Below are 24,387 nucleotides of genomic sequence, written 5' to 3'. Positions count from 1 at the left end.
GGTTCCGTCGGGCCTCCCCCACAGCCACCGCATAGTGTGTGGTGCCGTTCCCGGACGCCGTGAGCTCGGCCTGAACTCCCCGCAAGTCGGTGGAAAGCAGGACCGAAGCACCGGTTCGTCCCTATTCGTTCCACATCAGGGGGAGTCACATGATGCGATCCACACGGCCGTCGTCCATCGCCAGCCGAGGGGAGAGGGCGCGCCGCAGGAACTCCCCCGTGCTGGCCGCCATGGTCCTCGCCTCGGTGCTCGCGCTGACCGCGACCGCCTGCGAGTCGGGCGACGCCGCGGCGGGCGGTGAGGCCTCCGCGTCGGCCGGCGCCTCCGACGACGGCAAGCTGAGGATCCCGGACGACATCAGGGACCGGCTCCGCGAGCAGGGGATCGACATAGACAAGTGGAAGAACGGCGCCTGGAAGAACTGGGACCGGGACGACTGGCTGCGCGAGGCCAACGAGTACATCAACCCGATCATCGAGGGTCTCTGGGACCCGCACCGCATGCGGGAGGCCGAGGAGCCCGACCAGGGCGTGGACGACAGCGACCTCGCCGGTGACCAGGGGGTGACCGATCCCACGCCCGAGCCGGTCCAGGCGCAGGCCGTGCCGCCGTCGTACCACGCCAACGCGCCCACGGCCGGGAAGGTGTTCTTCGACTCCCCCAAGGGCTCGGCCGTCTGCTCGGCGACGGTGGTGAAGGACCCGGCCCACCCGGGCAAGTCCAACCTCGTGTGGACGGCGGGGCACTGCGTGCACGCGGGCAAGAAGGGCGGCTGGTACCGCAACATCGCGTTCGTGCCGTCGTACAACGACGACGGCAAGCCGGTCGCGGAACTGGAGAACGCCACCCGGGAGGACGTCGCCCCCTACGGCGTCTGGTGGGGTGACTGGGCGCAGACCTCGGACCAGTGGATCGAGCAGGGCGGCTCGACGGGCGGGGACGGCGCGCCCTACGACTTCGCGGTCATCCATGTGACGCCGGAGAAGGGCAGCGGCGGCAAGTCGCTGGAGGAGACGGTCGGTTCGGCACTGCCGGTCGACTTCAAGGCTCCCGCCGTACCGAAGCTGAAGAGCGTCACGGCGATCGGTTACCCGGCCGCGGCGCCGTACGACGGGCAGAGGCTGTACCGGTGCCAGGACCAGCCGGGCCGGCTGTCGGTCACCGCGTCGGACCCGACGATGTACCGCATCGGCTGCACGATGACCGGCGGTTCGTCCGGTGGCGGCTGGGTCGCGACGGGCTCGGACGGCAAGCCGGCTCTGGTGTCCAACACCTCGATCGGCCCGGTGACGTCGGGCTGGCTGGCCGGTCCGCGCCTGGGCGAGGCGGCGAAGGGCGTGTACGACTCGGTCAGCGAGAAGTTCGCGGGCCGGTGACGGCCCACTGAACACCGGCGGCGGTGGAGTGGTCCCCGTGCCCACCTGGGCGCAGTGGCCCCTGGACTCGCGGATGCCTTCACCGCCCCACCCCCGGACGCCCTCAACTCCACGGGCGTAGCGGGGTGTTGCGCCGGGGGGCTCCAGAACCAGGCATGGCATGCACACGCAGCAGCACGCGGTTATGCACCAACGGGGGTCGTCGCACCATGCGTTCCCCACGCACGTCGCGACCTTGAGGCGGGGGCGGCGCACCGTTCTGGCCGCCACCGGGCTCGTCGCCGCACTGGCGCTCACCGCGACCGCCTGTGACGGTTCGGCGGACTCGGCGAGCGACAAGCCCGACGCGACCACCTCGCAGGCCGCGGACGCCGGCGGCAAGGTCAAGATCCCCGCCGACCTCGCCGACAAGCTCAAGGAGCACGATCGACATCGACCGGTGGAAGGACGGCGGCTGGAAGAACTGGGACAAGGACAAGTGGCTCAGTGAGGCCGAGGACTTCGTCAACCCGGTGATCGAGGGCCTCTGGAAGCCGGAGCGGATGCAGTCCGCGAAGGAGGCCGACAAGACGGTCACCACGAAGGAAGCGTCGGCCGGCCAGGGCGTCAGCGACCCGGACCCGGCGCCGGTCCGGGCGCAGGCCGAGAAGACGCCGTACCACCGGAACGCCGCCCCGGTCGGCAAGGTCTTCTTCGACTCCCCGACGGCCCGGCCGTCTGCTCGGGCACGGTGATCAAGGACGTCAACCACCCGGGCAAGTCCAACCTGGTGTGGACGGCGGGCCACTGCGTACCCGCCGGCGGCAACGGCGGCTGGTACCGCAACCTCGTGTTCGTCCCGGCCTACAACGACCTCGGCAAGTCCGAGGCGGAGCTGAGCCACGCGAACCCGGCGGAGGTCGCCCCGTACGGCAACTGGTGGGCGGACTGGGCCTCGACCTCGAACCAGTGGATCCGGGGCGGTTCGGAGACCGGCGGTGACGGGGCGGCGTACGACTACGCCGTGCTGCACGTGAAGCCCGAGCAGGGTGCCAAGTCCCTGGAGGAGACGGTCGGTGCCGCGCTGGACGTGGACTTCTCCGCGCCGTCCGCGGCCGAGGCCGCCAAGATGGGCGCCTGGGGCTACCCGGCGGCGCCGCCCTACAACGGCCTGGAGATGTTCAAGTGCGTCGACGTCCCGGGCCGGTTCTCGCTCAGCCCGAGCCTGCCGACGATGTACCGCATCGGCTGCACCATGACCGGCGGTTCGTCGGGCGGCGGCTGGTTCCGGGTGCTGAACGGCACGTCCGTGCTGGTCTCCAACACCTCGATCGGCCCGGCCGACAACAGCTGGCCGGCCCGCAGCTGGGCCGCGATGCCGAGGCGCTCTACCGGAACATGAGCAAGACGTACGGCGGTCGATGACCGGCACACACGGAGAGGCCCGCCCCCGATCAACTCGGGGGCGGGCCTCTTCGGTGGCCGGTCAGGCGAGCGGCGCCGGGACGTACGGCGTGAGCTCCGCCGCCAGTTCCTCGTGCACCCGCACCTTGAGCAGGGTGCCCTCCGGGGTGTGCTCCTCGGAGAGGATCTCGCCCTCGTCGTGGGCACGGGCGACGAGCTTGCCGTGCGTGTACGGCACGAGCGCCTCGATCTCGACCGACGGGCGCGGCAGCTCGTTGTCGATGAGCGCGAGCAGCTTGTCGATGCCCTGGCCGGTGCGGGCCGAGACGGCGATGGACCGCTTCTCGACGCGCAGCAGCCGCTGGAGCGTCAGCGGGTCGGCCGCGTCGGCCTTGTTGATCACGACGATCTCGGGCACGCCGGTGGCGCCGACGTCCCTGATCACCTCGCGTACGGCGGCCAGCTGCTCCTCCGGGTTCGGGTGCGAACCGTCCACCACGTGCAGGATCAGGTCGGACTCGCCGACCTCCTCCATCGTGGAGCGGAACGCCTCGACCAGGTGGTGGGGCAGATGGCGGACAAAGCCGACCGTGTCGGCCAGCGTGTACAGCCGTCCGCTCGGCGTCTCGGCCCGGCGCACGGTCGGGTCGAGGGTCGCGAACAGGGCGTTCTCCACCAGCACGCCCGCGCCCGTGAGGCGGTTGAGCAGCGAGGACTTGCCGGCGTTGGTGTAGCCCGCGATGGCGACCGAGGGCACCTTGTGGCGCTTGCGCTCCTGGCGCTTGATCTCGCGGCCGGTCTTCATGTCCGCGATCTCCCGGCGCATCTTCGCCATCTTCTCGCGGATCCGCCGCCGGTCCGTCTCGATCTTGGTCTCGCCGGGACCACGGGTGGCGAGGCCGCCGCCCTTGCCGCCGCCCATCTGCCGGGACAGCGACTGACCCCAGCCGCGCAGCCTCGGCAGCATGTACTGCATCTGCGCGAGCGCGACCTGCGCCTTGCCCTCTCGGGACTTGGCGTGCTGGGCGAAGATGTCCAGGATCAGGGCCGTCCGGTCGATGACCTTGACCTTGACGACGTCCTCGAGGTGGATCAGCTGGCCCGGGCTGAGCTCACCGTCGCAGATGACGGTGTCCGCGCCCGACTCGAGGACGATGTCACGCAGCTCCTCGGCCTTGCCGGAGCCGATGTAGGTGGCCGCGTCGGGCTTGTCGCGGCGCTGGATCACACCGTCGAGCACCAGCGCGCCGGCCGTTTCCGCGAGGGCGGCGAGCTCCGCGAGGGAGTTGTCCGCGTCCTGCACGGTTCCCGAGGTCCAGACGCCGACGAGCACGACCCGCTCCAGGCGGAGCTGGCGGTACTCGACCTCGGTGACGTCCTCGAGCTCGGTGGAGAGGCCCGCCACACGGCGCAGAGCCGCGCGCTCGGAGCGGTCGAACTGGTCGCCGTCCCGCTCTCCGTCGATCTCGTGGCTCCAGGCGACGTCCTCTTCCATCAGGGCATCGGCCCGAAGACCCTCGGGGTGGCTGTGCGCGAAGCGCTTGGTGTCCTGGGAAGGGGAAGAAGAGGAGGTCATTGGATCCTTACGCAGCTCGGAAACCGATGGGGGCGACGGAGCGGTGCTTCCGTCATTGTCCAGAACGCACGGGCTGCCCGGGAGATTCCCGCGCCGGGCCGTGCCGACCTGAAGATGGTCGCACGACACGGGGCGTCTCGTCACCGTGTTATCGGGCGGGTGCGGCAGGTTTCGCGGGTGCGGCAGGTTTCGCGGGTGCGGCAGGTTTCGCGGGTGCGGCCGGCTTCCAGTCCGGGTGCCCGGGCATGGGCGGGGTCTTCTCCCCGTACAGCCAGCCCTGGAAGAAGCCGTCCAGGTCGCGTCCGGAGATCTCGGCGGCCAGCCGGACGAAGTCCTCCGTCGTGGCGGTGTCGTCCTGGTACCGGCCGACCCAGGCGCGTTCCAGGCGTTCGAAGGCCGGTCGGCCGATCTCCTCGCGCAGGGCGTACAGGACGAGCGCGGCGCCGTCGTAGACGTTGGGCCGGAAGATGCTCGTCTTGCTGTCCGGCTCGGGGGCCTTCGGGGCGGCGGGTGGTCCGCCGGCCGCGCGCCAGCGGTCGGAGGCGCCGTATGCGGCCTTCATACGGTCCCGGATCGGCTTGCCGGCCTGCTCCTCGGCGTACAGCGCCTCGTACCAGGTGGCGTGTCCTTCGTTGAGCCACAGGTCGGACCAGGTGCGGGGTCCGACGCTGTTGCCGAACCACTGGTGGGCCAGCTCGTGGATCATGATCGACTCGACGTACCACGCGGGGTAGCCGGGCTCGGTGAACAGCTCCCGCTCGAAGAGGGAGAGCGTCTGGGTCTCCAGTTCGAAGCCGGTGGAGGCGTCGGCCATGAGCAGGCCGTACGTCTCGAAGGGGTAGCGGCCGACCTTGCTCTCCATCCAGGCGATCTGCTCCGGGGTCTTCTCCAGCCAGGGTTCGAGCGCCTTGCGGTACCTGGTCGGGACGACGTCCCGTACGGGCAGTCCGTGCGGGCCGGTGCGGTGCAGCACGGTGGAGCGGCCGATGGAGACCTGGGCGAGCTCGGTGGCCATGGGGTGCTGGGTGCGGTAGGTCCACGTGGTCGCCCCGCCGGACCTGGCCACCCCGGCGGGCAGGCCGTTGGCGACGGCCGTGTGACCGTCGGGTGCGGTGACCCGGATGGTGAACATCGCCTTGTCGGAGGGGTGGTCGTTGCACGGGAACACCAGGTGCGCCGCGTCGGCCTGGTTGGCCATGGCGAGGCCGTCCGCGGTGCGCACCCAGCCGCCCTCACGGCCCTTGGCGGGCACGGGGTCACTGGTGTGCCGCACGGTGATCCGCATCCAGTTGCCGTCCGGCACGGAGTCCTCTGGCGTGATCACCAGGTCCTCACCAGCGGTGCTGAAGGTGGCGGGGTCGCCGTCGACCTCGACCGAGTGGACCGTGCCGTGGGCGAAGTCCAGGTTGACGCGGTCCAGGTCGACGGTGGTCCAGGCGTCGATGGTGGTCACGGCCCGCAGCGGCTCGCTGTTGCTGCCGGGATAGGTGAAGGAGAGGTCGTACGAAGCGACGTCGTAGCCGGGGTTGCCCAGGTACGGGAAGAGGCGGTCGCCGACGCCGAGCGGGACGGCGGGGGCGCTCGCGGCGACGAGGCAGACGGAGACGGCCGAGGCGAGCAGCGCCGCGGACGCCCGCCGACGACGGGAGCGGGTACGGGTGCGGTGGGGGGTGAGGCGCATGCCCCACGGCTATCAGCGCGCGCGGGCGGGACGGGGACGACGCGCGTCCGGCCCACCCGAACCGGGGACCGGGGTCTGCGCCGGGTGCCGTCCCGTGTCCGGTGGCCGACGCCCCGGCGTCTCACCCGCCCCGTGTCCGGTGGCCGGCGCCCTGGCGTCTCACCCGCCCTGTGTCTGTGGCTGTGCCCGGGCGACGTCGTAGACACCGGCCACGTTGCGCATGGCGCGCATGAGGGCGGGCAGGTGGGCCGCGTCCGGAAGCTGCACGGTGTACGTGTGCCGGACCTGCTGCTGGTCCGGGGGTTCGACGGTCGCGGAGACGATCTCGGCGCCTTCGAGGGCCATGGCCTCCGTGAGGTCCGCGAGCAGGTGGGGACGGACGAACGATTCGGCGACCAGCGTGACCCGGCACTCGGTGGCCTCTCCCCAGCGCACACCGACCTCCGAGCGCCCCCCGTCCTTCATACGGGCCACCGCGGCGCACTCGACGCGGTGCACGGTGACCGCTCCCCCGCGTACGGCGAAGCCGGTGATCTCGTCGGGCCGTACGGGTGTGCAGCAGCCGGCGAGCCGGACGGTCGCGCCGGGCCGGTCGGTGAGGACGTTGCCGGTGGCGATGCGGACGGCCGCCTGCTCGGGTGCCGGTCCGTCCGCGTCGGACGCGTCGGCCGTCGCGGGGCGGGAAGCCGCCGCGCGCTCCTCGGCCTGCCGGTTTCCCTCGGCCTGCCGGTTCTCCTGGCCCTCGGTCCGCTGGGCCTCGGCCTGCGCCGGGTGGGCGGCCAGCCAGCGCTGGATGGCGATCCGGGCCGCGGGCGTGTGCGCGTGCTCCAGCCACTCCCGGGAGGGCTCGGACGCCGGGTCCTGGCCCATGAGGAGCTGGACGGTGTCACCGTCCTTCAGGACGGTGCTCAGCGTCGCGAGACGGCCGTTGACGCGTGCGCCGATGCAGGCGTGCGCGTCCTCGCCGTACTGCGCGTACGCGGCGTCCACGCAGGTCGCCCCCTCGGGCAGGCCGAGCGTGCCGCCGTCGGGCCGGAAGACGGTGATCTCGCGGTCCTGGGCGAGGTCCTCGCGCAGGGTCGACCAGAAGTGGTCCGGGTCGGGTGCCGCCTCCTGCCAGTCGAGGAGCCGGGAGAGCCAGCCGGGGCGGGTCGGGTCGACGCGCTCGCCGTCGGCCGGGTCGTCGGAGGCCGGCGCGTACGGGTTGCCGAGCGCGACGACTCCGGCCTCGGCGACCTTGTGCATCTGGTGGGTGCGGATGAGGACTTCGACGACCTGGCCGTCCTCGCGGGCGACGGCTGTGTGCAGTGACTGGTACAGGTTGAACTTCGGTACGGCGATGAAGTCCTTGAACTCCGAGACGACCGGCGTCATACAGGTGTGGAGTTCGCCCAGGACGCCGTAGCAGTCGGCATCCTCGTTCACCAGCACCAGCAGGCGGCCGAAGTCGGAGCCGCGGAGCCGGCCGCGTTTGCGGGAGACCCGGTGCACGGAGACGAAGTGGCGGGGCCGGATGAGGACTTCCGCCGGGATGCCCGCCTCGCGCAGTACGGTGCGCACCTCGTCGGCGACCTCGGCGAGCGGGTCGTCCGCGCGGGCGGCGTTGCGGACGATCAACTCCCTGGTGTGCTCGTACTCCTCGGGGCGCAGGATCGCGAAGACGAGGTCTTCCAGTTCGGTTTTGAGCGCCTGGACGCCGAGCCGTTCGGCGAGCGGGATGAGCACGTCGTGTGTCACCTTGGCGATGCGCTCCTGCTTCTCGGGGCGCATGACGCCGAGGGTGCGCATGTTGTGCAGCCGGTCGGCGAGTTTGATCGACATGACGCGGACATCGCTGCCGGTGGCGACGAGCATCTTGCGGAAGGTCTCGGGCTCGGCGGCGGCACCGTAGTCGACCTTCTCCAGTTTGGTGACGCCGTCGACGAGGTAGCGGACCTCCTCGCCGAACTGCTCGCCGACCTGGTCGAGCGTCACATCCGTGTCCTCGACGGTGTCGTGGAGCAGGGAGGCGGTCAACGTCGTGGTCTCGGCGCCGAGTTCGGCGAGAATCAGGGTCACGGCGAGCGGGTGTGTGATGTACGGCTCGCCGCTCTTGCGCATCTGGCCGCGGTGCGAGGACTCGGCCAGGACGTAGGCGCGGCGCAGGGGTTCGAGGTCCGCGTCGGGGTGGTGGGCGCGGTGCGCGTCGACGACGTGGCTGATGGCGTCGGGCAGCCGGCCGCGAGCGGCGGGGCCGAGCAGCGCGGCTCTGCCGAGGCGGCGCAGATCGATCCGGGGCCGGGCCTTTCTGCGCGGGGCCGCCGGCGTCAACGGTCCTGACACCGCGCCCGGCATCGGGCCTGGGGTCACGGAATTCGTGGCCTCCGCACTCATGGGCACCTCCGGCTGCGTGGACCGGCGGACGGGGTGCCCCAGGGCGGACACGGCTCAGGGGGCGGCTTCGGTCTCCCGTCCGGGCCGGTGCTTGATGCTACCGAGCCCACCACGCCCGCCTGACCGCCTCTCGCCGAGCGTGAAACTGATCACCCATTCGAGGGACGAATGTGAGGTTTGTGCCCCTGCGCTCATGACCTCGACGGTCCGTTTCACGCCAAGTGGCTGATTCTGACGGCGGTTTCGGGTCGAGTGGCCGACGGGACGTGGGGGTTTCAGGCCGGTCGGACCCCGCTCACGCCGGCGCGGCGGCTTCCAGCCACTCCGCGTCGATCTCGCCCTCGGCCACGATCACGGCAGGGCCCGTCATCTCGATCTCGCCGTCGGGCCGCTCGGTGATCACCAGGGTGCCGCCGGGTAGGTCCACGGTGTACGTCGCCGGGGTGCCGGTGGCCGTCGGGTCGGCGCCGTCGCGGCGGGCGGTGGCCACGGCGACCGCGCACGCGCCCGTGCCGCACGAGCGGGTCTCGCCGACGCCGCGCTCGTGCACACGCAGCGCGACGTGCCCGGGGCCGCGGTCGACCACGAACTCGACGTTCACACCGTCCGGGTAGGCGGCGGCCGGGCTGAAGGGCGGCGGGGAGAACAGGTCACCGGCGTGGGACAGGTCGTCCACGAAGGCGACCGCGTGCGGGTTGCCCATGTTCACGTTCCGCGCGGGCCAGCTGCGCTCGCCGACGCTCACCGTGACGTCGCCCTCCGGGAGCAGCGCCTTACCCATGCCGACGGTGACATCACCGTTCTTGGCGATGTGCACGGTCTTCACGCCCCCGCGCGTGGCGACCGCGAGGTCCCCTTCGGTGACATGTCCGGCGCGCTGGAGGTAGCGCGCGAAGACCCGCACGCCGTTGCCGCACATCTCCGCGATCGAGCCGTCGCCGTTGCGGTAGTCCATGAACCACTCCGCCTCGGCCGCCATGTGCCGGGCCTCGGGGTGCGCGGCGGACCGCACCACGTGCAGCAGGCCGTCACCGCCGATGCCCGCGCGGCGGTCGCAGAGGACCGCGACGGCGGCCGGGGGCAGGGCGATGGCGTTCTCGGGGTCCGGGACGATCACGAAGTCGTTCTCGGTCCCGTGCCCCTTGAGGAAGGCGATCCGCGTGCTCATTCCTCGATCGTACGGGGCGCTCCGCGGGTCGGGCCGAAGGAGGGTGCAGGGGGTTTTCGGGCAGTGAGTCGCTGCGAGTCCGTTGTGGCTTGTCGCGCCCACGCGGCGGAGCCGTATATCGGCACAGCCCCGCGCCCCTTAGGGGGCTCGCCTCAGCGGAGCCTTGCTACTCGCCACACGGCCAGCACTACCACCGCAGCCACCATGACGGCGTACGCGAGGACGACCCGCCAGTCCGCTCTGGAGTCCGAGCCCCTGGCCGGCAGGCCCGGCCAGGTGTGGCCCACGCGGCGGGCGGCTGTCATCCCCCAGCCGGCCGCGCACGAACAGATGAGCAGCCCGAGCATGGCGATCACGGCCCCGCTGTCGCCGAAGTCGAAGGCGAGCGGGAACGCGAACATCAGGGAGCCGAGCGTGGCCAGGCTCACGATGGGCGCGAGCTGCCAGATGCGCAGCCGGCGCTGCGGGCGCAGCTCGACCTCGACCTCGCCCGCGAACATCTCCTCGGGCTCGGGGCCGTCGTCCGTCACACCCTGCGTCTCGTCGGGCCCGTCGGAGCTGAGACGGTCCGACTCCGGGTCCGGTCCGTCCCCGAGCTCCGGTCCGTCCCCGAGCTCCGGTACGTCCCCGAGCTCCGGGGCGTCCCCGAGCTCCGGGGCGTCCCGGCGCTCCGGTCCATCCCGGTCGGCGGTGATGTGATCGGTGCCTTGTGCGGTGTCGCGAGGGCCGGCCTCCATCGCCACGCGCCCTCCCAACTAGGACTCAACTCGGTCGATCGAAGCTCGATGATGGCACGCCGCCGCAAGCCCGGATGACGGCCTGGGCGTCCCGATGCCATGACGTGATCAGGCTGTAACCGGTCGTTCGACCAAAGACAGCGCGAGCTGCGGAAGTTCTGTGAGATCGGCCGCAGCCCCACTCAACCAGTGCACCCGGGGATCGCGCCTGAACCACGCATCCTGACGGCGCGCGAAGCGCTTGGTGGCACGCACCGTCTCGGCCCGCGCGTCCTCCAGCGTGCACTCCCCGGCGAGCGCCGCGAGCACCTGCTGGTAGCCGAGCGCGCGCGAGGCGGTACGCCCCTCGCGCAACCCCTGCGCCTCCAGTGCGCGCACCTCGTCCACGAGGCCGGTCCCCCACATCCGGTCGACCCGGCGCGCGATGCGCTCGTCCAGCTCGGGCCGGGCCACGTCGACGCCGATCTGGATCGTGTCGTACACGGAGTCATGGCCGGGGAGATTGGCGGTGAAGGGCCTGCCGGTGATCTCGATCACCTCCAGGGCCCGGACGACGCGGCGGCCGTTGCTCGGCAGGATCGCCCGCGCGGCCTCGGGGTCGGCGGCGGCCAGCCGGGCGTGCAGCGCGCCGGAGCCGCGCAGCGTGAGCTCCTCCTCCAGGCGGGCGCGGACCTCGGGGTCGGTGCCGGGGAACTCCAGGTTGTCGACGGCCCCGCGCACGTACAGTCCGGAGCCGCCCACCAGGATCGGCCAGCGGCCCTCGGCGAGCAGGGCGTCGATCCGCTCGCGGGCCAGGCGCTGGTACTCGGCGACGGACGCCGTGACGGTCACGTCCCAGATGTCCAGGAGGTGGTGCGGGACGCCACCGCGCTCCTCGGGCGTCAGCTTGGCGGTACCGATGTCCATCCCTCGGTAGAGCTGCATGGAGTCGGCGTTGACGACCTCACCGCCGAGACGCTGGGCCAGGAAGACGCCCAGATCGGACTTTCCGGCCGCAGTTGGTCCGACGACGGCGATGACGCGGGGGGCGGGGGGTGCACTGCTCACCGACCCAGTCTCGCAAACCTCGAACCCTGCTCTCGAACGAGTTACGTGACGCCACGGCCGCCGGGTCGTTGCCCGTTGCGAGGTTCCTGCCGCCGGATCGCAGAGGCGGTGGCCCGGGTCGCGCAAACTGACGCACCGGGCGACGCGGGATTTCGCCCGCACGAGTAACATATGGAGTGGATATGGGCGTTTTTGCACGACTCCTCCGGAGGTCCAAGGCCACGGAGGAGGCGCCTGCCGCCGAGGCTCAGGCCGACCAGGCGACGGCCGGGACCGACGCTGAGGACACTGCAGGGGCAGAGGCAGCGGTGAAGGGGGCTGACGGGGCAGCGGAGGCGGCCGAGCCGGCGGCTGAGGCGGCCGAGGTCACCGAGACCGAAGGCGTCGACATCCCGAAGCAGCAGTCCACCGACAAGGCGGCCGACAACGAGGCCGGCGAGGGCGCCCGCGCGTGACCGCCCTGCGCGAGGGAAGGTGAGCCATGGGTCTCCTGGACAATGTGAAGGCCAGGCTGGGCCCGGCCAAGGGCAAGGTCTCGGACCTCGCGCAGCGGCACGAGGACAAGATCCAGCACGGCCTCGACAAGGCCGCGCAGGTCGTCGACAAGAGGACCAAGGGCAAGTACAGCGACAGGATCCGGTCGGGCACGGGCAAGGCCAAGGGCGCCATGGACCGACTCGCGCACAAGGACGACAGCGGACCGGGCGCGGGCGGCCCGGCGCCGTCACCGGGCGCGGGCGGCACCATGCCGCCGGATACAGGCCGTACGGCACCGCCGCGGGACGCCGGAGGCGCCCCGCCGCCGGACGCACCGCCGCCCATCTCCTGAGCGCACATCGACGCAGAAGGTCCTGAACACAGATCGGCACACCGAAGGGCACATCGGCGGACGGCCGTGGAGCACGCGGGCTCCCGGCCGTCCGCCGTTTCCCGTGACCGCCGCCGGGCCGTCCTGCCGACGGGGCCGCCCTGCCGCCGGGACTACGACCAGGTGGCCACGATGTATCCCACTCCGTACGGCGCGTCCTCGTACAGCAGTGATCCGCCGAGGTCCGCGCCCTCGGCCGCGCCCGCCAGCACCTGCCAGGGGGCCCGGCCGGAAGCCCTCAGTTCACCAGCCAGCCCTGGGTCCAGGGCGGTGAGCGCGGCCACGTCCGCCGTGCCGAGTGCGCGCGCGACCTCCGCGTCGAAGGGCGCCGCGCGTTCGTCCAGATAACCCGGGGCCTGGAGCGTCCGGCACGCGCTGGCGTCACCCATCACCAACAGCGCGACCCGCTCGGCCCCTGCTGCGAGGTCCCGCCCGATCCCGGCACACCGCTCGGACGCGAGCCGGTCGCCCACGCCGAGTCCCTCGACCGGGGCGCCGGACCACCCCGTCCGCTCCAGCAGCCAGGCAGCCACCGCCAGCGCGTACGGCAGCGGTCGTTCCGCGGGCGTGCCCTCGTCCGGTCCCAGCCGTACGTCGAGATCGACACCGAAGCCCCGGAACGAGCCCCGCGTGCCCTCCGGGTAGGTCTCGGACCCGGCGCTCTCCACCGGCCCGACGACCACGAGCCGGCCGGGCCGGGCGGCGGCGAGCACGCCCAGCGCGTCCGTGCAGGCGGCCCGCGCGGCGTCCAGCTCCGGGGCGGCGCCGGCGGCGACACCGGGCACCAGGAGGGGCGGGCAGGGGCAGACAGCGGCGGCGACAAGCATGATCGGCAGGGTAACCCTCCGGGGCCGGCCACACGCATGCGGCGGCCCCGGCCTCACGCTCGCCGCAGCCGCCGGACGCAGCCCGGCCCGACACGAACCAGCAGGTCACAAGCCCGGGAGGCCACAAGCCCGGCCGGACGCAGGACGCCGGCCCGGCAGCACACGGGCCGACCCGCGCCGGCCTCGGACCGACTCCGCCACGCGCGCGTGGCGCCGCAGCCGGGACTCAGCCGCCGCCGGAGCCAACCACAACCTGAGCCACGGCAGCCAGGCCCCAGCCGCAGTCACCACCGACCACAGCCACAGCTCAGCCGCAACCCCGGCCCCGGCCCCGCTCAGTCGCAGCCGCAGCCCGTCGCCGCCACCGGGAGGGGCTCGGGGACGCCGATCTTCGGCAGGCCCAGGAGCACGCCGGTCGGCTGGGCCGGCTTGCCCGTCTTCTCGGCGTTGCGCTTCTCCCAGGCGTCGCCCGCGCGCGTGCGGCGCACGTCCAGCACGGGGCCCTCGGCGAGGAGGTGGTGCGGCGCGGCGTAGGTGATCTCGACCGTGACCACGTCGCCGGGGCGGACCGCCTGGTCCGGCTTGGTGAAGTGGACCAGGCGGTTGTCGGGGGCGCGGCCGGACAGACGGTGGGTGGTGTCGTCCTTGCGGCCCTCGCCCTCGGCGACCATCAGCTCCAGCGTGCGGCCGACCTGCTTCTTGTTCTCCTCCCAGGAGATCTCCTCCTGGAGGGCGACCAGACGCTCGTAGCGCTCCTGGACGACCTTCTTGGGGATCTGGCCGTCCATCTCGGCGGCCGGGGTGCCCGGGCGCTTGGAGTACTGGAAGGTGAAGGCCTGGGCGAAGCGGGCCTCACGCACCACGTGCAGCGTCTGCTCGAAGTCCTCGTCGGTCTCGCCGGGGAAGCCCACGATGATGTCGGTGCTGATCGCCGCGTGCGGGATGGCCGCGCGGACCTTCTCGATGATCCCCAGGTAGCGCTCCTGGCGGTAGGAGCGGCGCATGGCCTTCAGGACCGTGTCCGAGCCGGACTGGAGCGGCATGTGCAGCTGCGGCATCACGTTCGGCGTCTCGGCCATGGCGGCGATGACGTCGTCGGTGAAGTCGCGCGGATGCGGCGAGGTGAAGCGGACGCGCTCCAGGCCCTCGATCTTCCCGCAGGCGCGCAGCAGCTTGCTGAAGGCCTCGCGGTCGCCGATGTCGGAGCCGTACGCGTTGACGTTCTGCCCGAGCAGGGTGATCTCGGAGACGCCCTCGGCGACCAGGGCCTCGATCTCGGCGAGGATGTCGCCGGGGCGACGGTCCTTCTCCTTGCCGCGCAGGGCCGGGACGATGCAGAAGGTGCAGGTGTTGTTGCAGCCGACGGAGATGGAGACCCAGGCCGCGTACGCGCTCTCGCGCCGCGTCGGCAGCGTCGACGGGAACGCCTCCAGCGACTCGGCGATCTCGACCTGCGCCTCCTCCTGCACGCGCGCGCGTTCCAGCAGGACGGGCAGCTTGCCGATGTTGTGCGTGCCGAAGACGACGTCCACCCAGGGCGCCTTCTTCACGATGGTGTCGCGGTCCTTCTGCGCCAGGCAGCCGCCGACCGCGATCTGCATGCCGGGGCGGCCGGCCTTCCGGGGGGCCAGGTGGCCGAGGTTGCCGTAGAGCTTGTTGTCGGCGTTCTCCCGCACGGCGCAGGTGTTGAAGACGACGACGTCGGCCTCGCCGTCGGAACCCTCCGGGGCGCGCACGTAGCCGGCGTCCTCCAGCAGACCGGCCAGTCGCTCGGAGTCGTGGACGTTCATCTGGCACCCGTAGGTGCGGATCTCGTAGCTTCGGGTAACGCCCACTTCGTCCACTGCTCCGGCCCGGTCACTGCTGCTGGTCATGCCTCAAGGGTAAGGGCGCGCCGGCAGCGCCCACTCCCGGCCGGTCCCGGGACCGGACCCCGTGCACAGGTCGCCGGTGCCGGGGTGCGCGGTGTGGCGACGATGTCGGCCCGGCCGGTGGTCTCACCGCGCATTTTTCAGTGCTGGTCAGGGCCTACTTAACAACTCCCCGCCCTTGCAGAGTCGGTGTCGGCCGGTGGCGTTCTCATGCCACCGGCCCTTTGACCCATGCACCGACCTCGGGGAGAGGGACGTTCCTTTGCAGAACAAGCACCAGCGGACGAGAGGGAGACGGCACGGGCAGGGCGGAACGGTGTTCGGCATCGCCGCCGTGCTCGCCCTGGCCGGCCTCACCGCGACCGCGACAGCCGCCCCCACGGCACCGAGCACTCCGGCCGGCCCGTCCGCCCCGTCCCCCGACGGCCTGACCAGGCCGGCCGCGCGTGTGACCCTGCTGACCGGTGACACCGTCGGCCTGGACCGCACCGGCCGGGTGGTCGAGGTGCGGCCGGGCCAGGGCCGTAGCGGCATCGGGTACTCGGTACGGCGGTTCGCCGGGCACACCTACGTCGTTCCGCTGGACGCGACGAGGCTGCTGGGCAGCGGCCGGCTGGACCGCCGGCTGTTCGACGTCACGCAGCTGGTCGAGGACGGCTACGACGACGCCCATCGCAAGCAGGTGCCGCTGATCGTCTCCTACGACGGCTCCGGCACTGTGCAGAAGGGGGCCAGGGAGTCCCTCTTCGCCGCCGCCGCGGATGTCACGCACCGGCTGCCGGCCATCCACGGTGACGCGCTGACCGCCGACAAGCCGGACGCGGGCAAGGTGTGGCGGGCGCTGACCGACTCCGTCGGCGGCCGGGCCGCCGTGACCACCGCCCCCGGTATCGAGCGGGTGTGGCTGGACGGCCGGGTCAGGATCAGCGCGCAGGACGCCGTCGCGCCCGACCCGCGCGGAGGGGTCGCGCGGATCGGCGCCCCGGCGGCCTGGAAGGCGGGCTACGACGGCAAGGGCGTCAAGGTCGCCGTCCTGGACACCGGCATCGACGCCACCCATCCGGATCTGAAGGGCAGGATCCGCAAGGCCAAGGACTTCACGGACTCCGGCTCCACCGACGACAGGCAGGGGCACGGCACCCACGTCGCCTCCACCATCGCCGGCTCCGGCGCGACGAGCGGCGGGAAGTACAAGGGCGTGTCCCCCGGAGCGGAGTTGCTCGTCGGCAAGGTCCTGGACGACACGGGCTTCGGCGAGAACTCGGACATCATCGCCGGTATGCAGTGGGCCGTGGCGCAGGGCGCCAAGGTCGTCAACATGAGCCTCGGCGAGGACGACACCGCGGACGTCGACCCCCTTGAGCAGGCCGTGAACGACCTGTCGGCCTCCTCGCACACCCTGTTCGTGATCGCCGCCGGCAACTCGGGCCCCTCGGACTCCGCCCTCGGCACCCCCGGGTCGGCCGCGGCGGCTCTGACGGTGGCCGCCGTCGACCGCGACGACAAGATCGCCTCCTGGTCCAGCCGCGGCCCCACCGCCGACGGCCGCCTCAAGCCGGACATCGCCGCGCCCGGCGTCGACATCATCGCCGCGAAGGCCGCCCACGGCACCGAGGGCAATGACGAGGCGCCCGGTTATGTGTCGATGTCCGGCACCTCCATGGCCGCCCCGCACACCGCCGGGGCCGCCGCCGTCCTGGCCCAGGAGCACCCCGGCTGGACCGGCGAGCGACTCAAGTCCGCGCTCACCGCCTCGGCGAAGACGCCGCGCGGCGTCACTCCGTACGACGTCGGCGCCGGCCGGGTCGACCTGACCCGGGCGATCGGCGCCACCGTCGGCAGCGAGCCGTCCTCGGTCGATTTCGGCACGCCGGACCCCTGGCCGCACGACGACGACACCCCGGTCACCAGGGCTGTCACCTACCGCAACGACGGCTCCCGGCCGGTCACCCTGGACCTGGACCTCACCGCGACCGGTCCCGACGGCAAGGCCGCGCCAACCGGCATGGTCGCCGTCTCCCCCGCCCGGCTGACCGTCCCGGCCGGTGGCACGGCACGGGCGACGGTCACGGCCGACACCCGGCTCGGCAGCGCCGACGGCGTCTACTCGGGCGCGGTCAACGCGACCGGTGACGGGCAGCGCGTCCGTACCGCCGTGGTGGTCGACCGCGAGGTCGAGACACACACGCTGACCCTGGTCACCACCCGCAAGGACGGCAAGCGCGACAACGAGCCGGACGTCACCGTGGCGGGCCTGGACACGGGCAAGCAGTTCACGCCCTACGACGACGGCAAGGCGCGGGGCGGCACGGTCACTCTGCGGCTGCCCAGGGGGCGCTACGCGATCAACGCCGTGACCAGCACCCCGGCGGGCCGGTACGCCCAGTTGGTCGCTCCTCACCTCGTGCTCGACCACGACACCACCGTCGCCCTCGACGGGCGCAAGGCCAGACTGGTGAAGGTGACCGCTCCGGACCGCCGGGCCACCCTGCGCGCCGGCCAGGTCGTCTTCGCCGCTCGCGGCGCCAAGCCGGCCTACGGCCTCTCCGCCGCCACCGATTTCGAGGCGGGGACGACCTTCCTCGGCCAGGTCGGCCCGAAGGCCCCCGCGGGCGACTTCATCGCCCAGATCGGCGGCGTCTGGCAGCGCACCGCGACCTCTCCGGCGTACAACCTGGTGAGCACGCGCCACGGCGGCTTCTTCGACGGCTTCACCCGCGCCTTCGCCTCCATCCGGGGCATGGCCAGGGTGAAGACCTCCGTCGCCACGGCCCTGGCCAAAGCGAACACCGCGCCGAACACTTGGTGGTCCACGCCCGGCTGGCCGTCGCTCGACCAGGTCATCTCGCCCCTCGAAGGGCCGCTGCGGCCGGCACCGACCTCCTCGGTCGAGCAGTACCTGTCCGCCGACCACGGCATGCGCTGGTACCTCGGCGCCCGGACGCAGAACGGTACGGACGGCGAGGGCATGGTCGCCTTCGCCGCCCCGCGCCGCTTCCAGCCGGACCGTACCTACCGCGTCACTCTGGACGGCGGTGTCCACGGCCCGATCGTGACGCCGACGAAGGTCGTGGGCGGGCTGCGGGTCGGCCGGTACTACGCACTGTGCGTGCCGATGTTCTCGGACGGGCCCGGCGACTTCTCGTACTCCGCGCAGACCACCGTCCACACTCGGCTCACCTCCGGCAGCAAGGTCATAGGCGACTTCACCGAGGACACCTGCCCGAACACCTATGCGAACCTGCGGGCCGGGACGGCGCGCTACAAGCTGTCCATCACCGCCGACCGCAGCAAGGGCTACCGGATCAGTGACCACGTCGAGGGCGTGTGGACGTTCACCTCGGCGAACACACCCGAGACCCGGGCCGTCGCCTGGCCGCTCTCCGTCGTCCGCTTCCACCCGAAGCTGAGCCTGACCGGCACCGCCAAGGCGGGCGCCCGGATCACCGTCCCGCTGTCCCTGCAGGGCCCGGCGGCGGTCAAGGGGCAACTGAAGTCACTGACGGTGAAGGCGTCGTACGACGGCGGGCGCACCTGGAAGCCGGTCACCGTGCACGGCGCGGCGAGCGGCAAGCCTCACCTGATCCTTACCAACCCTCGAAAGCCCGGCAGCGTCTCCTTCAGGACAGCTCTCGCCGACACCGCCGGCAACACCTACACCGGCACGATCCGCAACGCCTACCGCACCGTCCGGTAACCGGAAGGCACCCCCCGGTGGTGGTGAGTCGGCTCTGCCCCTCACCACCGCCGAGCGCCCCGTCACTTCCTCGCTCATGAACGGAACCACCATGGCCCACCACGGTCGCCGGCGCCTGACCCGTCGCGATGTCCTGCTCAGAACCGCCGCCGGCGGGCTCGTCCTCGGCGGTGGCGCCGCGGTCGCCGGCCCGCTGCTCGCCACCGCCGACGCGGCGCCCAGCGCCTTCGGATACCGCGACGACGGACGGGCCTACGTCATCACCACCGGCGCCGACCTGGTGTTCAAGGTCGACCACCGCAACGGCGACCTGATCTCCCTGGTCCACAAGGGCACCGAGTACCAGGGCTACGGCAACCGGAACTCCCAGGTCGAGACGGGGCTCGGCCCCTCGTCCGTGAGCATCCGGAAGACCGGCGACACGATCCTGGTCACGGTCGTCCACGGCACGATGCACCACTACTACGCCGCCCGCCGCGGCGAGAACAACGTCTACATGTGGACGAACAAGGCGGACGCCTCCATCACCGCCACCCGTTACATCGTCCGTGTCAGGCCCGGGCTGTTCCCCAACAACGACCCCGACTCCTGGGACTCCCGCACCGACTCCCTGATCGAGGCCCAGGACATCCGCCGCAAGCCGAACGGCACGACCCGCTCCAAGCACTACTCCAACCAGCGCGTCATCGACTACGACCACGTCGGCTGGAGCGACGGCAAGACCGGCATGTGGATGGTGCGCGGCAACCACGAGAAGGCGTCCGGCGGCCCGTTCTACCGCTCCCTGATGCGGCACCACTACGAGGACGGCGCGGGGCTGTACGAGATCCTCTACTACGGGGAGAACCAGACCGAGCCGATGCGGTTCGGCCTCCAGGGGCCCTACGTCCTCGCCTTCACCGACGGCGGCGCACCCGCCCGCTCACTCGCCCACGACGTCATCGACACCTCGTGGGTCGATGGTCTGGGCCTGGTCGGCTGGGTCGGACGCGCAGGTCGCGGGCGGGTCGCCGGCGTCGGCATCAGCGGCCGCGGCGACGGCCACGCCTACACCGTGGGCTTCTCGAACCCCGCCGCCCAGTACTGGGCGAAGGCCGACGCGGCCACCGGGCACTTCGTCTCCCCGTACATGCTCCCGGGCACCTACAAGCTCACCGTCCACAAGGACGAACTCGCCGTCCACACCACGTCCGTCACCGTCACGGCCGGGAAGACGACGGCCCTGCACACGCTGAAGATCACCGCCGACCCGAGCCGGAACCCCGCGATCTGGCGTATCGGCGACTGGACCGGCACCCCCGACGGCTTCAAGAACGCCTCCCTGATGACCACCATGCACCCCTCCGACGCCCGGGCCAGGCCCTGGGCCACCGGCGTCCACACGGTGGGCTCCTCGTCTCCGGCGGACTTCCCCTGCTACCAGTGGGCGGGCATCAACAACGCGCTGAAGATCCGCTTCAGGCTGACGCGGCAGCAGCTCGCCTCCGGCCACACCCTGAACATCGGCATCACCACCGCGTTCGCGAACGGCCGCCCCCGGATCAGGGTCAACGAGTGGGTCTCGGCCGTCCCCGCCCCCGCCAAGGAACCCACGACCCGCTCACTCACCGTCGGTTCCTACCGCGGCAACAACCACACCTACAGCTACGCCGTCCCGGCGAGCGCCTGGATCAAGTCCGCCACCGCTTATCAGGAGGTGACGATCGACGTCGTCAGCGGCTCCGGCGGCACCGCCTACCTCAGCCCCGGGGTGTCGTACGACGCCATCGAGTTGCTGCCCTGAGCGGGCGTTCCCGCGCAGTGGACCGGGATTGCCTGCGGACGGGTGAAAACGTAGGTTGAGCTCCGTTTTCATGTTCGAGGGTCGAAAGGTGCCACCAGGTGGGTCGACGCGAGAAGCCGGTGGACCCCAGCGCCGGTCCGGTGCAGCGCCTCGCGCACGACCTGCGCCTGCTGAGGGAGAAGGCCGGGAAGCCGCCGTACCGGGAGATGGCCGAGCGGGCGGGCTACTCCACGACCGCGTTGTCGCAGGCGGCGGCCGGCGACCAGTTGCCGACTTCGGCGGTGGTGCGCGCCTACGCGGAGGCGCTCGACGCCGACCCCGACGAGTGGGAGGCCCGCTGGCGGGAGGCGGACGCCGAGCTCCGTGCTCCCGCGGCCGACGAGCGGGCTCCGTACCGGGGGCTGGCCCGCTTCGAACCGGACGACAGTGATCTGTTCTTCGGCCGGGAGGCACTGGCCCGCGACCTCGTGCACCTGGCGCGCGCGCACCGGTTCGCGGCGGTGTTCGGGCCCTCCGGCACCGGCAAGTCCTCACTGCTGCGGGCCGGCCTCGTCCCGCTGCTGCGGGAGGGCGAGGGTGCCGGCCGGCCGGCGGTGATCCGGGTCCTCACCCCCGGCGAGCGGCCCGCCCACACGCACGGGCAGGCGCTCGTTCCCCAGGACGGTGAGCTGGACACCTGGGTGATCGTCGACCAGTTCGAGGAGCTGTTCACCCTCTGCCACGACCGCGAGGAGCGAGACCGCTTCCTGAACCTGCTGCTCGGCGCGCGGGAGCCGGAGAGCCGCCTGCGGGTGGTGGTCTCGGTGCGCGGCGACTTCTACGGCCACTGTGCCGGGCACCGGGAGCTGGCGGAGGCGGTCAGTCACGCGAACCTGCTGGTCGGGCCGATGAACGGGGACGAGCTGCGGGAGGTCGTCACCGGCCCGGCCACCGCGGCGGGGCTCAACGTGGAGCGGGTCCTGACCGCGCGGATCATCGAGGAGGTCGGCGACCGGCCGGGCGCGCTGCCGATGCTCTCGCACGCCCTGCTGGAGACCTGGCGCCGTCGCCGGGGCCGCACGCTGACGCTGGCCGCGTACGAGGAGGCGGGCGGCGTGCGCGGAGCGATCGCCGCCACCGCCGAGCAGGTCTACGGCGACCTGCACGAAGGCCAGGCCCGTACGGCCCGGCGCATCCTGCTGCGGCTGATCGCCCCGGGGGACCGCACGGCCGACACGCGCCGCCCGGCGTCCCGCTCCGAACTGGGACCGGGTGCGCTCGACGTCCTGGAGCGACTGGCCGCCGCCCGCCTGGTCACCCTGGACGGCGACACCGTCGAACTCGCCCACGAGGCCCTGATCACCGGGTGGCCACGCCTCGCCGGCTGGATCGAGGAGAGCCGGGAGCGGCTGCGCGCCCAGCGGGTCCTCGGCGAGGCCGCCCGGGCCTGGGAGGAGCTGGACCGTGACCCCGGCGCGCTGTTCCGGGGGTCGCGCCTGGAGCGCGCCGAGGAGCTGTTCGGCAGGCAGCGGGACAACAACGACACCGACGACCTCACCCGGTCGGAGCGGGCGTTCCTGACCGCCTCGGCCGCGGCCCGTGACGCCGAGCGGGACGCCGTCACGCGCACCGCCCGCCGCACGCGTGCGCTCACCGTCGGTCTCTCGGTCTTCCTCGTGCTCGCGCTGACCGCGGGACTCGTCGCCTGGCAGCGCGACCGGGTGGGCGCGGAGGAGGCCGCCAAGGCCGCGGCCCGCCGACTGGCCACCGTCGCCGAGAGCCTGCGTGCCACCGACCCCCGTACCGCGTCCCTGCTCGGCGCCGCCGCGTGGCGGATCGCCCCGCTCACCGAGACCCGCTCGGCCCTGCTGGGCGCGCTGGCCCAGCCGGAACGGGACGCCTTCACCGACCCGCAGACCGGCCAGGACGTCCAGCGCTTCCTCACCGACCAGGGCCGCACCCTGCTCAGGGCCGACGGCGACCGCGTCACCGCCTGGGACGTGGCCGAGCACCGCCGTACCGGCGCCTACCACCTGCCGAGCGACGCGGAGGCGTCCGGCGCCGGCCCCGGCGGCCGGTTCCTCGTCGTGACCGGGTCGGGCAGCGACACCCTGTGGAACCTCCCCGAGGGGAGGTCCGTCGCCGACCTGGGCGACGCGTACCTCGGGGCGACCGCACCCGACACAGACGCCTACCTCATCCAGCCGTTCGACGGGTCCGGCCAGGTGCAGGTCCGCCGGACGGAGAACGGCAAGGTCCTCTTCACCACCGGTGTCTCCCGCAGTATCACCACGGCGGCACTCGCCGACGATGGACGTCTGGCCGCCCTCTGCCCCGCCGAGGGCCCGCCCCAGGTGTGGGACACCGCGCGCGGCAGGCAGGTGCCCGGCGCCTGGCAGAAGGCGGACAAGACCGTGTGCGGCACCGGCTCGGGAGCCGACGGCGGGGACCGGCTGTTGCGCCTGAGCGCGGACGGCAGGCGGCTGGCCTCGGTCCACGGGACGGCGGTCACCGTCTGGGACGTCCGCAGCGGCCGCGTCGTCGCCGACTTCGCCAGCGCCGGCACGACCGGGTTCGCCCAGGCCGACCTCTCGCCCGACGGGGAGTTCCTCGCCACCACCGACGACCAGGAGATCGCCGTGTGGCAGCTGGCGTCGGGGGGCGGGCAGGTCTTCCACCGGCCGCTGGCCGGGGCGGAGGTCACCGGGCTGACCTGGACCCCGGACCACGGCCGCCGCGTCCTGCGCTACCTCGACCGCGCCACCGTCCACACCTTCGACCTCACCGACCGCCTCGCCGCACACTGGCAGAGCACTCCGGCCGACGCCACGCTCCTCGCCCCGGACGGCACCACCCTCGCCACCGCCACCCGGTCCGGGCACGGCTACCGCTTCGAGCTGCGCTCCACCGGCACCGGCGCCGTCCTCGCCCGGAGCACGCTCGGCCCCCTGCCGAGCGACACCGGCGACGAAACCCCGCTGCTGGCCTTCAGCCCGGACGGCCGGACGCTCGCCGTCGCCGACACCACCTCCTCGGGCGGCTCCCTGCGGCTGCGCTTCACCGTGTGGGACGTACGGGACCGCAGGGTGCGTACGAGCTTCACCGCCTCCGGGGCGGCCGACCGCCCCGTGTCCGCGCTCGCCCTGGGCGCCGGCGGGCGCACACTGCTGGCCGCGCGCTCCGCGGGCGACGGCGAGGCGGCGGAGGTCTGGGACACCCGGACCCACCGCACGTCCCGGACCCTGCACGGCATCTTCGGACAGGCCGTGGCCGTGCGGCCGGACGGACGGCTCCTCGTCGGCTCCGCCGACCAGTACGCCGACCTGCCCTCCGGCAAGGTCACCGGGTGGGCGCTCGCCGACGGCCGCGAGGTCACCGCGCTCGCCTTCAGCCCCGACGGCACCCGGCTCGCCGTCGGCGACACCACCGGGCACGTGACCCTCTGGGACGGCGACCTGCGGCACACCACGGGCGTCCTGACCGGCACCGCCGACACGGCCCCGAGCAGCCGGACCGAGGCCGTGGGCGCGCTGGCCTTCTCCTCCGACGGCGGCACCCTCGCCGTGGCGGGAGCCGACGGGACCCTCCGGCTGTGGGACACCGCCGGGCAGCGACTGCTCGGCGGCGACCTGCCCACGGCCGGGGACGAGATCCGCTCGCTCGCCTTCGGAGGGAACGACGGCATGCTCTACGCCACCGGCCCGAACGTGGTGCTGCAACGCCGCCCCATCGCCCCCGACGCGGCCGTCCGCGCCCTCTGCGAACGCGCCGGGGGCGGACTCACCCGGGCGCAGTGGCGACGGTACGTCCCCGACGCGCCGTACCGGCAGGTCTGCCCAGCAGCGCGCTGAACACGCACAAAAGGTGACAGAGCACCACCGGATCCGGTCCTGAAATTGTTCACGGTGACCCCGGGGCTCGCTGAAAAACACACCTGACCAGAACGATCGGAGATCACAACGGCCGTCGGCGTCCCTCGGACGCGGCGGCCGCCCGGCGTCCGGTCCGCGACGCCCGGAAG

Annotated in this window: 14 protein-coding genes and 1 pseudogene; 7 read left to right on the top strand and 8 right to left on the bottom strand. The window is 72.5% G+C overall.

Going from position 1 to position 24,387, the window contains the following annotated elements; genetic code table 11:
* The first annotated feature begins 152 nt into the window (after positions 1 to 152).
* Both HDA41_RS29515 and HDA41_RS29510 read left to right on the top strand, forming a co-directional pair.
* Positions 153 to 1,376 carry a trypsin-like serine peptidase gene (locus HDA41_RS29515; RefSeq protein WP_184993827.1) on the top strand — a complete coding sequence of 408 codons (1,224 nt, stop codon included), beginning with the start codon at positions 153 to 155 and terminating at the stop codon, positions 1,374 to 1,376.
* 184 nt (positions 1,377 to 1,560) lie between these two features.
* Positions 1,561 to 2,780: pseudogene (locus HDA41_RS29510) on the top strand (trypsin-like serine peptidase).
* A 61-nt stretch (positions 2,781 to 2,841) separates the two neighbouring features.
* On the opposite strand, the gene hflX reads toward HDA41_RS29510, so the two are convergent.
* The 6 genes from hflX to miaA all read right to left on the bottom strand — a co-directional run bounded on the left by hflX (position 2,842) and on the right by miaA (position 11,341).
* Positions 2,842 to 4,335 (bottom strand): GTPase HflX, encoded by a 1,494-nt coding sequence (gene hflX / locus HDA41_RS29505; protein WP_184989180.1) that lies wholly within the window; start codon positions 4,333 to 4,335, stop codon positions 2,842 to 2,844.
* Between the two features lie 148 nt (positions 4,336 to 4,483).
* On the bottom strand, positions 4,484 to 6,016 hold the full coding sequence (locus HDA41_RS29500) for a M1 family metallopeptidase (protein WP_184989177.1): 1,533 nt from the start codon (positions 6,014 to 6,016) through the stop codon (positions 4,484 to 4,486).
* A gap of 159 nt (positions 6,017 to 6,175) precedes the next feature.
* Positions 6,176 to 8,389 (bottom strand): RelA/SpoT family protein, encoded by a 2,214-nt coding sequence (locus tag HDA41_RS29495; protein WP_184989174.1) that lies wholly within the window; start codon positions 8,387 to 8,389, stop codon positions 6,176 to 6,178.
* Between the two features lie 295 nt (positions 8,390 to 8,684).
* Positions 8,685 to 9,557 carry a diaminopimelate epimerase gene (gene dapF / locus HDA41_RS29490; RefSeq protein WP_184989171.1) on the bottom strand — a complete coding sequence of 291 codons (873 nt, stop codon included), beginning with the start codon at positions 9,555 to 9,557 and terminating at the stop codon, positions 8,685 to 8,687.
* A gap of 152 nt (positions 9,558 to 9,709) precedes the next feature.
* Positions 9,710 to 10,294: an ICP22 family protein gene (locus HDA41_RS29485; protein WP_184993825.1), complete on the bottom strand. Its 585-nt coding sequence runs from the start codon at positions 10,292 to 10,294 to the stop codon at positions 9,710 to 9,712.
* A 108-nt stretch (positions 10,295 to 10,402) separates the two neighbouring features.
* The gene (gene miaA / locus HDA41_RS29480) at positions 10,403 to 11,341 is read right to left on the bottom strand and encodes a tRNA (adenosine(37)-N6)-dimethylallyltransferase MiaA (RefSeq protein ID WP_184989167.1); all 939 of its coding nucleotides are present in this window, start codon (positions 11,339 to 11,341) and stop codon (positions 10,403 to 10,405) included.
* A 308-nt stretch (positions 11,342 to 11,649) separates the two neighbouring features.
* Between miaA and HDA41_RS42370 the strand changes: the two genes are divergently transcribed.
* Together HDA41_RS42370 and HDA41_RS29470 are read left to right on the top strand one after the other, a co-directional pair.
* Entirely contained in the window at positions 11,650 to 11,796 is a 147-nt protein-coding gene (locus tag HDA41_RS42370; RefSeq protein ID WP_311772162.1) for a gliding motility protein, read from the top strand.
* 26 nt (positions 11,797 to 11,822) lie between these two features.
* Positions 11,823 to 12,170 (top strand): antitoxin, encoded by a 348-nt coding sequence (locus HDA41_RS29470; RefSeq protein WP_184989161.1) that lies wholly within the window; start codon positions 11,823 to 11,825, stop codon positions 12,168 to 12,170.
* 152 nt (positions 12,171 to 12,322) lie between these two features.
* Here HDA41_RS29470 and HDA41_RS29465 read toward each other — a convergent pair whose 3' ends face one another.
* Together HDA41_RS29465 and miaB are read right to left on the bottom strand one after the other, a co-directional pair.
* Complete coding sequence (locus HDA41_RS29465; RefSeq protein ID WP_184989158.1) at positions 12,323 to 13,036, bottom strand: class III extradiol dioxygenase subunit B-like domain-containing protein; 714 nt, start codon at positions 13,034 to 13,036, stop codon at positions 12,323 to 12,325.
* A gap of 335 nt (positions 13,037 to 13,371) precedes the next feature.
* Entirely contained in the window at positions 13,372 to 14,910 is a 1,539-nt protein-coding gene (gene miaB / locus HDA41_RS29460; protein WP_184989155.1) for a tRNA (N6-isopentenyl adenosine(37)-C2)-methylthiotransferase MiaB, read from the bottom strand.
* Between the two features lie 313 nt (positions 14,911 to 15,223).
* On the opposite strand from miaB, the gene HDA41_RS29455 reads away from it, so the two are divergent.
* The 3 genes from HDA41_RS29455 (at position 15,224) to HDA41_RS29445 (ending at position 24,217) form a co-directional block, all read left to right on the top strand.
* Positions 15,224 to 18,604: a S8 family serine peptidase gene (locus tag HDA41_RS29455; protein ID WP_184989151.1), complete on the top strand. Its 3,381-nt coding sequence runs from the start codon at positions 15,224 to 15,226 to the stop codon at positions 18,602 to 18,604.
* 76 nt (positions 18,605 to 18,680) lie between these two features.
* Positions 18,681 to 20,387, top strand: a complete 1,707-nt coding sequence (locus HDA41_RS29450; protein WP_230299659.1) for a rhamnogalacturonan lyase B N-terminal domain-containing protein — start codon at positions 18,681 to 18,683, stop codon at positions 20,385 to 20,387.
* Between the two features lie 98 nt (positions 20,388 to 20,485).
* A complete protein-coding gene (locus HDA41_RS29445) occupies positions 20,486 to 24,217 on the top strand; it encodes an nSTAND1 domain-containing NTPase (protein WP_184989147.1) in 3,732 nt (1,243 codons plus the stop codon).
* Positions 24,218 to 24,387: the final 170 nt, after the last annotated feature.

Origin of the sequence: Streptomyces caelestis (assembly GCF_014205255.1) — a bacterium.
Lineage (GTDB): Bacteria > Actinomycetota > Actinomycetes > Streptomycetales > Streptomycetaceae > Streptomyces > Streptomyces caelestis.
The sequence above is the reverse complement of the archived record's forward strand: the minus strand, read 5'-3'. Positions and strand labels throughout refer to the sequence as shown.

Coding starts and splice junctions, on each gene's coding strand:
- miaB (WP_184989155.1), bottom strand. CDS start 14,910: ATGACCAGCAGCAGTGACCGGGCCGGAGCAGTGGACGAAGTGGGCGTT.
- HDA41_RS29500 (WP_184989177.1), bottom strand. CDS start 6,016: ATGCGCCTCACCCCCCACCGCACCCGTACCCGCTCCCGTCGTCGGCGG.
- HDA41_RS29465 (WP_184989158.1), bottom strand. CDS start 13,036: ATGCTTGTCGCCGCCGCTGTCTGCCCCTGCCCGCCCCTCCTGGTGCCC.
- dapF (WP_184989171.1), bottom strand. CDS start 9,557: ATGAGCACGCGGATCGCCTTCCTCAAGGGGCACGGGACCGAGAACGAC.
- HDA41_RS29450 (WP_230299659.1), top strand. CDS start 18,681: ATGAACGGAACCACCATGGCCCACCACGGTCGCCGGCGCCTGACCCGT.
- HDA41_RS29485 (WP_184993825.1), bottom strand. CDS start 10,294: ATGGAGGCCGGCCCTCGCGACACCGCACAAGGCACCGATCACATCACC.
- HDA41_RS29515 (WP_184993827.1), top strand. CDS start 153: ATGCGATCCACACGGCCGTCGTCCATCGCCAGCCGAGGGGAGAGGGCG.
- hflX (WP_184989180.1), bottom strand. CDS start 4,335: ATGACCTCCTCTTCTTCCCCTTCCCAGGACACCAAGCGCTTCGCGCAC.
- HDA41_RS29495 (WP_184989174.1), bottom strand. CDS start 8,389: ATGAGTGCGGAGGCCACGAATTCCGTGACCCCAGGCCCGATGCCGGGC.
- HDA41_RS29470 (WP_184989161.1), top strand. CDS start 11,823: ATGGGTCTCCTGGACAATGTGAAGGCCAGGCTGGGCCCGGCCAAGGGC.